This is a genomic window from Clostridium sp. LS (genome assembly GCF_002760435.1).
GTDB lineage: Bacteria > Bacillota > Clostridia > Clostridiales > Clostridiaceae > Clostridium.
This window is the reverse complement of the sequence record NZ_AUUU01000065.1, coordinates 1-14,486: the sequence shown is the minus strand read 5'-3', so window position 1 is coordinate 14,486 and position 14,486 is coordinate 1. Positions and strand designations below refer to the sequence as shown.

The window sequence follows — 14,486 nt, the reverse complement described above, 5'->3', positions numbered from 1 at the left end:
AAAATTATTTTTATATTAAAAGACATTAAGGAAATAATAGACACACTTTCAAACTGAAATAGTTTGAAATTAAAAGTTACTTAAGCAAATAACAATATATTTTTTTGTTTGCTATAAAAAAAATACTATTTATGTTATATTAGGATATGAATAATATGGAAATGTTTTAAGGAGGGAAAGCAGTGGATGGAGTTGCAACCAAGGTTTTAATTGTAGATGATGATGAAAATATTAGTGAAGTTATAGATATGTATTTAAAAAGTTCAGGTTATAATACGAAAATAGCTTTAAATGGCAAGGAAGCCCAAGAATTATATCTAGATTATAATCCTGATATTGTTTTGCTTGATGTGATGATACCTTACATAGATGGAATTGATATATTAAAATGGATAAGAAAACAAAAGGAAACTCCAGTAATAATGATTACTGCAAAAGGGGATACTTTTGATAAAGTTCTAGCATTAGAAATTGGAGCTGATGATTACATAGTAAAACCTTTTGAGCCTAAGGAATTATTAGCTAGAGTTAAAGCAGTACTCAGAAGATATTCTTCAGAAAATGTTAAAAATGAAATAATAAAGTTAAGCGATTTATCAATAGATTCAACTTCTTATAAAGTTATATATAATGGGGAAGAAATAAAAATGCCTCCAAAAGAATTTGAACTGTTATATTACTTAGCTAACAATAAAAATAAAGTTTTCACAAGAGAACAATTACTTTGTGAAGTTTGGGGGTATGACTATCCTGGAGACTCCAGAACTGTAGATGTTCATATAAAGAGATTGAGAGAAAAATTAAGCGGTGGAGAGCAATGGGAAATACAAACAGTATGGGGTGTTGGATATAAATTTGAGGTGAACTAAATGAAATGCGGGAGTCTACTTCAGAAATTAATAATGACATTTATAGTTATTTTGACAATAGTACTAGTTTTATTAGCATGGGCGCTATCAATGTGGTTTAGAATATCATCTTTTAATGAAAAAAGGACTCAATTTGAACAAGATGGAGAATATATATCTGAAGCAGTTAAAACATATAATGCTGAAAATAGTGAGATAAAATTGGATAAGTTGCAGGCTATTATAGACATGGCAAGTGTTGGGGCGAATGCGGATATTATTGTTTCAGATAAATATGGGTATACATATATTTATTCGAAAACCGAAATAAATAAGAATATTGAAGATAAACCAATTATTTCTGATAAAAAAATGGATTATCTGATCGATGGTAAACCTGTAGAATATATTAATGATGACTATACCTACATATATCCAATAACAGAAGATGGAGAATTTGAAGGGTATGTTACAATGACAGCTCCGTTATCAATTATTAGTAAGCAGCTGCATAGAATATACTTAATTGTATGGGCATCAGCACTAGTAGCAATGGTTTTTGCATCTGTAGTTCTATCTTTGGTCTCAAAGAAAATATTGATTAATCCTTTGGCTGAAATTAACAATGCAGCTAAGAGGTTTGCTAACGGTGAAGTTAATAGAAGAGTTTATGTAAGATCGAAGGATGAAATTGGTGAACTTGCAGGCTCTTTTAATATAATGGCTGAATCTTTAGAAAAGGTTGAGAATAATAGAAGGGATTTCATATCTAATGTGTCTCATGAATTAAGATCTCCAATTACATCTATAAAAGGGTTTATAGCCGGTATAATAGATGGTGTAATTCCAAAAGATAAAGAAGGCTACTATTTGGATATTGCTTATAGCGAAATACAAAGGTTAACGAGACTAATAAATGATTTACTAGATTTGTCTGCAATTGAATCGGGTAAATTGAAGTTTAACATGAAAAAAGTTAATATAAATGAGTTAATTAGACTTTGCGTTATAAATAATGAACAAAGTATAAAAGAAAAAGGAATACAAATTAAAATAGAATTACAAGATGATAATTGTTATGTGAAAGCCGATGAAGATAAAACAATGCAGGTTTTAACCAATCTACTGGATAATGCTATTAAATATTGTGGCAGCAAAGGGATAATAAAAATTAGCACATATCATAAAGGTGCAAAAGTATTCGTAGAAATATATAATAATGGACCTAAAATTACTGAAGGGGAAATAAGAAACATATGGAATAGATTTTATAAGTCGGATAAGTCTAGAACTAATAAGATAAGCACTGGACTTGGATTGCCTATAGTAAGAATGATACTTATGCAACAAGGCGAAGAGGTATGGGCAAAAAACCATCCTGATGTAGGTGTAACATTTACCTTTTCATTAACAAAATATAAGAGTAAAATAGATAAATATCAAAGGAGGAGAGAATAGGATGTTTTTAATAGTGGGTCTTGGAAATCCGGGAAAAGAATACGAAGATACACGACATAATATTGGGTTTAAAGTTATTGATAATATTGCGAGAGAGTATAATATTGAATTAAATAGGCAAAAATTTAAAGGTATATATGGAGAAGGTTTTATTGAAGGAAAAAAAGTTATGCTTTTAAAGCCGGCTACTTATATGAATTTAAGTGGAGAAAGTATAAGAGAGGTAGTAGATTTTTATAATCTCGATAATACCGAGATTTTAGTTATATATGATGATATTAGTCTAGAAGTAGGAACTTTAAGAATAAGGGAAAAAGGAAGCGCAGGTGGGCATAATGGAATAAAAAGCATTATAGCCCACCTTGGTAGTGATGTTTTTTCAAGAATAAAAGTGGGCGTAGGACAACCTAAAGGTGATTTAATTAAATATGTATTAGGAAAGTTTACAAAAGAAGAGACGGTTATCTTAAACCAAGTTATTGAGGTATCAACAAAAGCGACTGCAGAAATAATTAAAAATGACGTTAAAACAGCTATGAATCAATATAATGGATTTAAAGCAAATACAATTGTTTAAGGAAGGTGCATGGGATGAGATTAAAAGGGTTATTAGAGCCCTTGGAAGGTAGTATAGAATTTCAAAATATAATGCAAGGTATTGAAAGAAAAAAATACCCTATTGGTATATATGGTGCATCTGAGTCTGGTAGAGGATACATTTTAGGTGGAATTTTTGAGAATATTGATAAGTCTATGGTAATTGTTACTCAAAGTGATATGGAGGCAAAAAACCTTTATGAAGACTTGATATTTTATACCAGTGAAGTATATTATTTTCCAATAAGAGAAATGGTTTTCTATAATATTGATGCTATTTCTGGTGATTTAAGGTGGGCTAGATTAAAAGTAATAAATGAAATACTAAATAAGAAGAAGAAAATAATAGTAACATCTATAGAGGCCTTTGCAGCTAAATATACTCCGCATAAGTTATTTTTGGAGTATAGTATGAAGTTAAAAGAAGGTGACGAAGTTAACCTTACTGAAATATCAAAGAAATTAATTCAATCAGGTTATGAAAGAGTGGAAATGGTTGAAGGTAAGGGGCAGTTCTCACTGAGAGGTGGAATATTAGATGTGTTTCCGACAGGTTCAACTTATCCATATAGGGTTGAGCTTTTTGGCGATGAGATAGAATCTATTAGAACGTTCAATACGGAATCTCAAAGAAGTATTGAAAAGGTAAAGAAAATAGATATTTTTCCAGCAAAAGAGATAATAGTATCTGAAGAAACGTTAAAACTTGGGCGTGATAAATTAAAAGAAGAGTTTGATAAAATTGCTTCAAGTGATAGCGATAATGAAAGAATAGAGAAATTAAGAAAAATATTAAATAAAAATTTAGAAGTATTAGAAGAAACATCCTCTTTTGAAACCATTGACAGCTATTTAACATACTTTGTGAAGCAGCCAGAAACCCTTTTTGATTATTTTAAGGATTATTTTGTTATTGTTGATAATGTACAAAGATGCAAAGGAAAATTAGAATCTACATATATAGAATTTGAAGAAAATTTTACAGCTTTCTCTCAAAGGGGAGATATTTTCCCAGGCCAGGGAAATCTGTTAATTAATAAGGAAGAAGTTTTAGAATTATTTGAAGATCAAAGGATTGCTTTTTTCGAAGCATTGAGCAAGGCTGCAGACTGGTTAAGACCAATAGTAACAGTGAATGTAGCGCAAATAACATTAAATAATTATCAAGGCCAATTAGATTTATTAATCGAAGATATTTTAGATAAGAAAAAGGCAGGATATAAAACTTTAATATTATCGGGAACAAGAGCAAGGGGGGAACGTCTAGTCGGAACCTTAAGAGACAGAGAAATAGAAAGTGTTTATAGGGATAATGTTGATGATATTGCTTATGGTGAAGTTGTAATAACCTTTGGAAATCAGCTAAAGGGTTTTGAGTACCCTGAGTATAAGATTTGTGTAATATCAGATAGGGAAGTATTTGGTGAAGCAAAAAGAAAGTTAAGAACTAGTAAATCAAAGAAAAAGGGAATCTCCAAAATTAAGAGTTTTGCTGAGTTAAAACCTGGAGATTATGTAGTTCATGCTAATCATGGTATTGGTGTATATAAGGGAATTAAACAAATTGATGTTGGGGGACATAAAAGAGATTATTTAGATATTGTATATGATAAAGGCGATAAATTATATGTTCCAGTAGATCAACTTGATTTGATACAAAAATATATTGGTAGTGAAGGAAAATCTCCAAAGGTTAACAAGCTTGGAAGTGCTGAGTGGCAAAAGGCAAAAGCAAAGGCTAGAAAATCAATTAATGAAATAGCTGAGGATCTAGTTAAACTTTATGCAATGAGAAGTACTGTAAAAGGACATAAGTTTCCCAAGGACACTGAATGGCAAAAGCAATTTGAAGATGAATTTCCTTTTGAAGAAACGCCAGACCAGTTGACATCACTAGAAGAAATAAAATATGATATGGAATCAGATAAACCAATGGATAGACTTTTATGTGGTGATGTTGGATATGGTAAAACAGAGGTTGCACTAAGGGCTGCATTTAAGGCTGTTATGGATGGAAAACAAGTTGCAATATTAGTTCCTACCACTATTTTGGCAGAGCAGCATTACAAAAATATTAAAAATAGATTTTCAGACTTTCCAATAAAAATAGACATGGTTAGCAGATTTAGAACTGCAAAACAGCAAAAAGAAATTCTACAAAAAGTGAAGGAAGGTAATCTAGATATCTTAATTGGGACTCATAGATTAGTATCTAAGGATATCCAATTTAAAGATTTAGGATTATTGATAGTAGATGAAGAGCAAAGATTTGGAGTAAAGCAGAAGGAACAAATTAAGGGAATTAAGAAGAATGTTGACGTTTTAACTTTAAGTGCAACTCCAATACCTAGAACACTTCATATGTCATTAAGTGGAGTTAGAGATATCTCTGTTATTGAGACACCGCCAGAGGAAAGATATCCTGTTCAAACTTATGTTGTAGAACAAAATGATCAACTTATAAGAGATGCTATATTAAGAGAAATTGGCAGAGGTGGCCAGGTTTATTTTGTATACAATAGAGTGGAAGATATTGAAAGAATGGCAAAATACGTTCAAGCATTAGTACCAGAAAGTAAGGTTGGGGTTGCTCATGGTCAAATGGCAGAAAGACAACTTGAAAAAGAGATGTATGATTTTATGTCAGAAGAATACAATGTACTAGTTTGCACAACAATAATAGAAACAGGAATGGACATCCAAAATGTAAATACAATAATAATTTACGATGCAGATAAAATGGGACTTTCTCAGTTATATCAATTAAGGGGAAGAGTAGGCAGATCTAATAGGATAGCATATGCATACCTTTTATATACCAAAGATAAAGTTTTAACAGAGATAGCAGAGAAAAGACTTAAAGCATTGAAAGATTTTACTGAGCTGGGGTCTGGATTTAAGATAGCAATGAGAGATCTTGAAATCAGAGGTGCAGGTAATATGATGGGTTCATCCCAACATGGCCATATGGCATCAATAGGATATGATTTATACTGTAGAATGCTTGAAGATACAGTTAAACTGCTCAAGGGAGAAATTCAAAAGGAACCAATAGAAACTACGTTAGATATAAAAGTAGATGCTTTTATATCAGAAAATTATATTGAAGATGAAATACAAAAGATTGAAGTATACAAGAAGATAGCAGCAATCGAAGGTATAGATGACTACAATGACATAAAAGAAGAATTGGAGGATAGATATTCTAAGATTCCAGAACCTGTATATAATTTAATGGATATTGCCTATATAAAAAGTCAAGCCAAATCCATATTCATTGAAGAAATAAAAGAAACTCCAAAGGAAATATTGTTTAAATTTGCGCAAGGTGAAAGTGATTATAAGAACACTTTTAAAATATTGATGTATAAGTATAAAAATAGTGTGGTGCTTAAATTTGGAACAGATCCATATTTTGCGTTTAAATTAAAACATATAAAGAAAGAAAATAAACTAGAATTTTTAAAAGAAGTCTTTAATGACATAATATTGTAACAAATATATGATATAAATGAAAAGTAATATAAACAAAATGGTGTAAAAAATTTGAATAATAAAAATAATATTGATATACTAATATTATGACTTTTTCAGTACGACATCTTTAAAAGATAACATTATCTAATTCGATATACATAGGATATTTTGATAGGTTACTTTTTTAAGATTAAATATAAGATAAGCGAGGGGAAAATTTTGAAAAAAATAAAAAAAATTATTGCAGCGATAGCTTTATGTGCAATTGCAGCATCAGCTATGGGATGCAAGATGATTGAAAAGACACCAGAGGCAATACAAAATACAGTTCTTGCAACAGTTGGAAATGAAAAAATAACAAAAGGTGATTTAGATAAACAAATAGGTCCACAGTTAAAGCAACAGTTTGGTGATGACTATGAGACTAACGACAAAGTTAAAGACCAAGTAAAACAGGCGAAAAAGCAAGGGCTAGATAGTTTAGTAACTCAAAAAGTACTTTTACAAGAAGCAACTATATTAAATTTAAAGCCATCTGATGATGATTTAAATAAAAAGGTTGATGACCAAATTAATCAATATAAAACTCAATATCCTGAGGAAGGGCAATTTGAGAGTGTTTTACAACAAAATGGATTAACAGAAGATCAACTTAGAAGCATGTTAAAGGATCAGCTTGTAATGCAGGCAGTTCAAGATAATATATTAAAGGACGTAGCTGTTACAGATGATGAAGTCCAAACATATTATAATGAGAATAAAGATTCTAAGTATACACAAGGGGCAGGCGCAACAGCTTCACATATTTTAATAGCTGAAAAGGCTAGTGATGGAACAACTGTAGATTTTGACGCTTCATTAAAAAAAGCTAATGATATAAAATCAAAGCTAGATGCTGGTGCTGATTTCGCAACATTGGCTAAAGAAAATTCAGCAGATCCAGGAAGTAAGGATAAAGGCGGAAGTTTAGGCTTTGTAGCATATAATTCAACAGATTTAGTTCCAGAATTCATGAATGGATTTAAAAATTTAAAAGAGGGAGAAATTTCAGCACCAGTAAAGAGTCAATATGGTTATCACATAATAAAAGCAACTGGATTAAAAGATTCTCAAGTAACTCCTTTTGAGCAAGTAAAGGATCAAATTAAATCAACTTTATTACAACAAAAGCAAGGTGATACTTTTAATTCAAAGATAACAGAATGGAAAAATGATTTAAAAGTAAAAACTTATGAAGATAAATTATAATTTTAAATAATTGGGAATAAAAATAGGGATATTTAACGGCTAAGAGTTGAACTGTCTTAAAATAGTTTAGTGCTATTTTAAGGCAGTTTTTATATTTACGTCTGTGAATACTAATAATATGAGTGGATAAATAAATTTAAAATATATGTGAAAATGGGATTATACTTAGCTTTATTATTGTTCAAAAAATACTTATATAAAATTTGTCTATAAGTGTATAAAATTTCTAGAAATTCAAATAATAATACTGCAACCAATTAATAGAGTTATAAGGAGGTTATATAACCAATGAAGGCAACAGGAATTGTTAGAAGAATTGATGATTTAGGAAGAGTGGTAATACCAAAGGAAATAAGGAGAACATTAAGAATAAGAGAAGGAGATCCGCTAGAAATATTTACTGATAGAGATGGCGGTGTTATTCTAAAGAAATATTCCCCAATTGAAGAGCTTACTAATTTTTCAAAAGAATATTGTGAAAGCTTACAACAAGTTATAGGTAATATTGTACTAATAGCTGATAAAGATGCATTTGTATCAGTAAGTGGAGCACCTAAAAAAGATTACATAGAAAGAAAAGTAAGCAGCGAATTAGAAAAAATAATGGATGGAAGAAAAACTGTCTTATTAAGTAAGGCTAATAATTCAGTAATACCATTACATAACGATGATGATGAAAGTGTGTACACTAGTCAAGTTATATCACCAATTATAGCAGAAGGTGATGAAATTGGTGCTGTAATTATATTATCAAAAGAAGATGTAGAACTTGGTGAAGTTGAAACAAAATTAGTTGAAACAGCGGCAGCATTTTTAGGAAAACAAATGGAGCAATAATATCAATAAATTAGTTGCAGTATGAAAAATAAAAGGAATAATACCTCTAAACTTACAATAATAATAATTATTAATAATATGTAAGTTTGGAGGTGTTTTATGAATAAGCAATCCCTAATAAAGGGGAGTATCATTCTTGGAGTTGCGGGAATATTAACTAGATTTTTAGGATTATTCTTTAGGTGGCCGCTGATAATGTTAATTGGCGATGAAGGGATAGGATATTATCAAATGTCATATCCACTGTATATGTTTTTTATCGCCATGGCTTCAGGAGTACCTGTTGCAATTTCAAAAATGATATCGGAAAAGAATGCAACTAATGATATATATGGAAGTTTCGAAGTAATGAAAGAGTCAGCCATTTTAATGACAATAATAGGGACAGGCACTACAGTAGCATTATTCTTTTTTGCAAGGCCAATAATAGTATTTTTAAAATGGGATTCAAAAGCATACTATTCATTAATAGGAATATCATTTGCACCAATTGTAATATCATTTGTGACAATATTTAGAGGTTTCTTTCAAGGATTACAGAATATGACGCCATCAGCCATATCACAAATAATAGAACAAATTGGAAGAGTTATATTTGGTGTAGGACTAGCTGTATTTTTATTACCAAAAGGAATTGAATATTCGGCAGGAGGAGCAGCTTTTGGGGCTACCGCTGGTGCGGTTCTTGGAGGAACATATTTATACACAAATTATAAAAAAATTAAGAAGAATTATAAAGTAAAAAAAATAAAAAGTAATCCAGAAATATTGAATACAATATTAAAAATTGCAGTACCGATATCGTTGGGAACAACAGTTAGCAGCATTATGAATTTGATTGATTCAATATTGGTTCCGCAAAAGTTACTGCAAGCCGGCTTTACAAATACACAGGCAACTGTACTTTATGCTCAATTAACTGGAAAGGCGTCTGTAATTATAAATATTCCATTAACTCTCTCTATGGCCATTTGCACATCTTTAATTCCAATTATAGCTGAGAATTTTGTTCTTAGGAGGCGGAAAGAGCTTAAGAACAAAATAGATGTATCCATGAAAATGGCGGCAGTAATAGCAATTCCTTGTACCTTTGGACTTTTCTTTTTAGCTGAGCCGGTAATGAAGTTTATATTTCCAGGCAGATTTGAAGGTATAGAAATATTAAAATATTTATCATTAACTATTCCTTTCATAATAATAACTCAAACAACAACAGCGATTTTACAGGGAACAGGTAATTATATTAAACCTGTTATTAACTTATTATGTGGATGCATAGTAAAGATAATATTAACTTGGACATTAGTTCCAATGGAGGCCATTAATATATACGGTGCAGTTATTGCGAGTCTTAGTGCTTATGCATTTGTAAGTATATTAAATATAATAACTATGAAACTTACATTAAAGGTAAAATTAAATTTATATGAAATTATAATTAAACCAGCGTATGCATCAACTATTATGACTCTATTAGTATTAATTAGTTATAATATTATATATAGAAATACAATAAGTAATGGAATATCTTGCTTAACATCTATATTTTTGGGTATGATAATATATATTATATTGATTATTGTATTCAAAGTATTTAATGTTGAAGATATAAAGAGTAGATTGAAAAGAAGATAAAAGGAGAGAGGCTCTAATGATTAAAATAGTTGGATTGGGACCAGGAGCAAAGGATGCATTGACAATAGGAACAATATGCGAACTTGAGAGTAATAGGAATATATTTTTAAGAACAGAAAAACACCCAACAGTAGATTACTTAAGAGAAAAAAATATTAAATTTGACACCTATGACAATATGTATGAGAGCATAGATAGCTTTGATCAGGTATATTTAAGTATTGCTAATGATTTAATTAAAAAACAGAAGGAATTAGGAGATTTAATATATGCAGTGCCTGGTCATCCTCTAGTTGCAGAAAAATCAGTATTTAATTTGATGAAACTATGTAATGAAAATAATATAGAATATAAAATAATACCTGCAGTAAGTTTTATTGACGCAATGATAGAAAGCCTTAAGATTGATCCTATAGAGGGAGTTAAGGTTATAGATTCCTTTGATATAGAGAATCAGGTTTTGGACAAAAGAATAGGGACTGTAATTACCCAAGTGTATAATCAATTAATAGCATCAGAAGTTAAGTTAAAATTACTAGAATATTATAATGATGAAACTGAAATTTATTACGTAAGAGCTGCAGGAATAGAAGGACAGGAAAGTATTAGAAAAATACCGTTATATGAGCTGGATATGCAAGAAGATATAGATTATTTAACGTCCATTTATATTCCGAAGGATATGAAAAATAAGAAAGATTTTTATGATCTCTTAGAAATAATAGAAAAGTTAAGGGGAGAGGATGGTTGTCCGTGGGATAGAGAACAAACTCATAAATCTCTTGAAAAAGCATTAGTAGAAGAAAGTTATGAAGTTATAGATGCAATAGAACAAGAAGATGAAAATTCACTAATTGAGGAATTAGGGGATGTGCTCCTTCAAGTTGTGTTTCATGCTTCTATTGGAAAAGAGGATGGATATTTTGATATAAGTGATGTGATAGAAGGCATTTGTAATAAGATGATAAATAGACATCCGCATGTGTTTAATAATTCTAGTGAAATAAATTCTTCAGAAGAAGTACTAGAAAAATGGGATGAACTAAAAAAAGGAGAAAAAGGGTATAAAAATATTACCGAAGAAATGAGGGGAATAACAAAAGGTTTGCCGGCGCTTTTAAGAGCACATAAGGTTCAAGAAAAAGCAAAAAAGGTTGGATTTGATTTTGAACATATTAATTTTGCAATAAATAAGGTAAAAGAAGAACTTAAAGAGGTAATTGATGTATATAATACAGAAAATGTGGAGAAAATAACAGAAGAAGTTGGAGATTTGTTATTTTCATGTGTTAACGTTGCAAGGTTTCTAAAAATAGATGAAGAGATAGCATTAAATTATACTATAGACAAGTTTATAAAAAGATTTGAGTATATTGAGAAGGCTGCAAAGGATGAAAATATTAAATTAACAAACATGAGTTTGGAGGAAATGGATAAACTTTGGGAAATTTCAAAAAAATTAGATTAATCTATGATTTAATTAAAGGAATTTTCTAGTTTATGCAGAATAATAATTTATAAAGAACTATGTTGTAACGATTTATTGGATTATTTAGTTATATATAGGAAAAGAAAGCGCTTTTTCTATAGACGGGTAACTGAAGAGGTTATATAATAAAGAAGTGCAATTTAGTACATAAAGAAAACAGTTAAAAATATATAACTGGATTTTAAGGAGGATGTTATTGTGAATAAAGCAGAATTAATTACTAGTATGGCAGAAAAAAGTAAGTTAACAAAAAAAGATGCGGAATTAGCATTAAAGGCTTTAATTGAAAGCGTTGAGGAAGCTCTAGAAAAAGGAGAAAAAGTTCAACTAGTTGGTTTTGGAACTTTCGAAACAAGAGAAAGAGCAGCTAGAGAAGGAAGAAACCCTAGAACTAAAGAAGTTATAAACATTCCTGCAACAACTGTTCCAGTATTTAAAGCTGGTAAAGAATTCAAAGATAAAGTTAACAAGTAATAAAATACGAGTTAGACAGAGTGAATATGAACCCGAGTTTTCTCGGGTTCTTTTAGTGAAGGAGAAAATTATGAGATTAGATAAATATTTAAAAGTATCTCGTATCATAAAGAGAAGAACTGTGGCAAAAGAAATATGTGAGAGTGGTCGTATACAAATAAATGATAAGGTGGCAAAGCCTTCAACAACAGTAAAAGAAGGCGACATAATTCAAATCACATTTGCCAATAGAATATTAAAAGCAGAAATAATTAATATAGCGGAACATGTAAGAAAAGAAGAAGCAAAAGATATGTATACAATTATTGAAGGTGAAGAAGATAAAGAGTAAGGGCTAATGAAGCTTTCTTACTCTTTCTTTAATTTATATATATGGTTATTATAAAAGATTCTGAATTCTAAATTACAATATATTAACATATATTGTATAAGAAAAATGAATGGAGGAATCTTTGATGGAGAAAAGAGTGGAAAATAAAGTAGAAGATAATAAATCAAGTTTATCTTTAGAAAATAGAAAAAAATTAACATTAAGTGGTGTCATAGAAGTAATAAGCTTTGATGAGCAAAAAATAGACTTAACCACTAGTTTAGGTAATCTGACTATTAAGGGAGAAGAGTTAAAAATGAATAAATTAGATGTACAGAATGGAGATGTTATAATTGCTGGTAGCATTGCATCTATCGTTTATAATGGGAAAGTATCTAAAAAGAGCAATGAAAGTATAATAAATAAATTATTTAAATAGGAACATAGTACTATGCCTTTAGGATTGAGCATGCAAATTAGTCTTGTTATCTACAGCCTCATTGGAGGTATCATAACAGGTATATTGTTCGATATATATAGAGTAATCAGAGGGCTAAACTCTATAAAAATATTAACAGTAATAGAAGATTTATTATTTTGTATACTTATTGCCTTAGTTGTATTTACTTTTCTATTATATACTAATTATGCTTTTTTAACTCCCTATGTATATATTCTTATAACTGTTGCTATTTTATTGTATTTTAGATTCATTAGTAAATATATTTATACTAGTGAGGTAATAATAGCAAAATTATTTTACAAATTTATTCGGATAATATTAAAAAATACATTGTACCCATTAAAAATAATTGTGTATAAAATTACAGATAAGAGGAAATGAGAAAAAATTACTTGAATATTAGCAATATAGTGTTTAAAATAGTCTTAGGAGAATTTGCAAAATAGAGGTTCTATAGATGAAAAAGAAGTTAATAATAAAAAGAATAATAATTGCTGGGTTTATTATTTTCTTTACGTTTAGTTATATTAGACAAAGTATAACAATGAACAGAATACAAAAGGAGATTGATAATAAACAATCCCAGTTAAATGAAATTAAGCAAAAAAATGAACGGCTCCAAGATGAGGTCGATAAAATTAATTCAGATTCATCAGACTATCTTGAAAAATTAGCAAGAGAAAGGCTTGGTATGATTAAACCAGGAGAAAAAGTTGTTAATAGTGAGGTTACGGGTCACGGTTCTAATTAACTTTTGATATATAGAAAACTTATAGAATTCTGGCATATAATAATATTAAATAATAATTTAACTTTATATTTTAAATTAAAGAACTTCTGTATATCAGAATTTGTTCTTATTTTATATATTTTTTAAATTTAAGGAGGAGTCTTTTAAACATGACCTTAATGGCAGGAAACATAGTAGAGGGCACAGTGATAAACATTACAAACTTTGGAGCTTTTATTGAAGTTGAAGGCAAAACTGGATTAGTCCATATTTCAGAAGTCGCAGATTCTTACGTAAAAGATATTAGAGAGCATCTTAATGAACAAGATAAAGTAAAAGTAAAAGTTATCTCAATTGATGATAACGGAAAAATTAGTCTTTCTATAAAACAAGCAAATATTCAAAAAAAATCAGTTAAGCCAGTGGAAATTGATTGGAAAGCAACTGATAAGAAAAAGACTAATAATACAGGTAATTTCGAAGATATTATGTCTAAGTTCTTAAAAGATAGTGAAGAGAGAATGCAAGATGTAAAAAAACATCAAGAGTTTAAGGGCAAGGGTGGAAAAAAAGGTTATTAAATTTTTATCTAGGTAAAATAAACTATATAGTTATAAAGTGAGTTGGAATATTTTGTGTGTAGAATATAATTATAAAAAATCGTTTAAGATTTTTCATAATTGTATTCTACACTATTAATTTAAAATGTTGTAATAATACGCTTAAAATGGCCTTTACATAATAAAAAATGACATGAATATAGTGGCAAAATACAAAGAAAAAAATTATATTGAATTTTTTGTTGACAGTACAAAGATTATATATTATAATTAGCTTTGTTGTTGACACTTAGTTATGCAGCAAGCCGAAGTGGCGGAACTGGCAGACGCACAGGACTTAAAATCCTGCGGTGGTTAAAC

The 14,486-nt window shown here is 29.6% G+C and carries 14 protein-coding genes; all 14 read left to right on the top strand.

Annotated features, from left to right (window positions below):
• Positions 1-182: 182 nt before the first annotated feature.
• On the top strand, positions 183-869 hold the full coding sequence (locus tag COL3_RS15235) for a response regulator transcription factor (RefSeq protein ID WP_008422761.1): 687 nt from the start codon (positions 183-185) through the stop codon (positions 867-869).
• Complete coding sequence (locus COL3_RS15230) at positions 870-2,306, top strand: ATP-binding protein (RefSeq protein WP_008422759.1); 1,437 nt, start codon at positions 870-872, stop codon at positions 2,304-2,306.
• A gap of 1 nt (position 2,307) precedes the next feature.
• Complete coding sequence (pth, locus tag COL3_RS15225) at positions 2,308-2,883, top strand: aminoacyl-tRNA hydrolase (protein WP_008422757.1); 576 nt, start codon at positions 2,308-2,310, stop codon at positions 2,881-2,883.
• Between the two features lie 14 nt (positions 2,884-2,897).
• Positions 2,898-6,398 (top strand): transcription-repair coupling factor, encoded by a 3,501-nt coding sequence (gene mfd / locus COL3_RS15220; RefSeq protein WP_008422755.1) that lies wholly within the window; start codon positions 2,898-2,900, stop codon positions 6,396-6,398.
• A gap of 201 nt (positions 6,399-6,599) precedes the next feature.
• Positions 6,600-7,628 (top strand): peptidylprolyl isomerase, encoded by a 1,029-nt coding sequence (locus COL3_RS15215; RefSeq protein ID WP_008422754.1) that lies wholly within the window; start codon positions 6,600-6,602, stop codon positions 7,626-7,628.
• A 288-nt stretch (positions 7,629-7,916) separates the two neighbouring features.
• Positions 7,917-8,465 carry a stage V sporulation protein T gene (gene spoVT / locus COL3_RS15210; protein ID WP_008422752.1) on the top strand — a complete coding sequence of 183 codons (549 nt, stop codon included), beginning with the start codon at positions 7,917-7,919 and terminating at the stop codon, positions 8,463-8,465.
• A 99-nt stretch (positions 8,466-8,564) separates the two neighbouring features.
• Positions 8,565-10,100: a polysaccharide biosynthesis protein gene (locus COL3_RS15205; RefSeq protein ID WP_008422750.1), complete on the top strand. Its 1,536-nt coding sequence runs from the start codon at positions 8,565-8,567 to the stop codon at positions 10,098-10,100.
• Positions 10,101-10,116: 16 nt separating this feature from the next.
• Positions 10,117-11,568: a nucleoside triphosphate pyrophosphohydrolase gene (gene mazG, locus COL3_RS15200; protein WP_008422748.1), complete on the top strand. Its 1,452-nt coding sequence runs from the start codon at positions 10,117-10,119 to the stop codon at positions 11,566-11,568.
• A gap of 219 nt (positions 11,569-11,787) precedes the next feature.
• Positions 11,788-12,063 (top strand): HU family DNA-binding protein, encoded by a 276-nt coding sequence (locus COL3_RS15195; protein ID WP_008422747.1) that lies wholly within the window; start codon positions 11,788-11,790, stop codon positions 12,061-12,063.
• Between the two features lie 70 nt (positions 12,064-12,133).
• Positions 12,134-12,394 (top strand): RNA-binding S4 domain-containing protein, encoded by a 261-nt coding sequence (locus tag COL3_RS15190; protein WP_008422746.1) that lies wholly within the window; start codon positions 12,134-12,136, stop codon positions 12,392-12,394.
• Positions 12,395-12,518: 124 nt separating this feature from the next.
• Entirely contained in the window at positions 12,519-12,812 is a 294-nt protein-coding gene (gene yabP / locus COL3_RS15185; RefSeq protein WP_008422745.1) for a sporulation protein YabP, read from the top strand.
• A 12-nt stretch (positions 12,813-12,824) separates the two neighbouring features.
• A complete protein-coding gene (yabQ, locus tag COL3_RS15180; protein WP_008422744.1) occupies positions 12,825-13,217 on the top strand; it encodes a spore cortex biosynthesis protein YabQ in 393 nt (130 codons plus the stop codon).
• A 76-nt stretch (positions 13,218-13,293) separates the two neighbouring features.
• Entirely contained in the window at positions 13,294-13,587 is a 294-nt protein-coding gene (locus tag COL3_RS15175) for a septum formation initiator family protein (RefSeq protein ID WP_008422743.1), read from the top strand.
• Between the two features lie 149 nt (positions 13,588-13,736).
• Positions 13,737-14,147 carry a S1 domain-containing RNA-binding protein gene (locus tag COL3_RS15170; RefSeq protein WP_008422742.1) on the top strand — a complete coding sequence of 137 codons (411 nt, stop codon included), beginning with the start codon at positions 13,737-13,739 and terminating at the stop codon, positions 14,145-14,147.
• Positions 14,148-14,486: the final 339 nt, after the last annotated feature.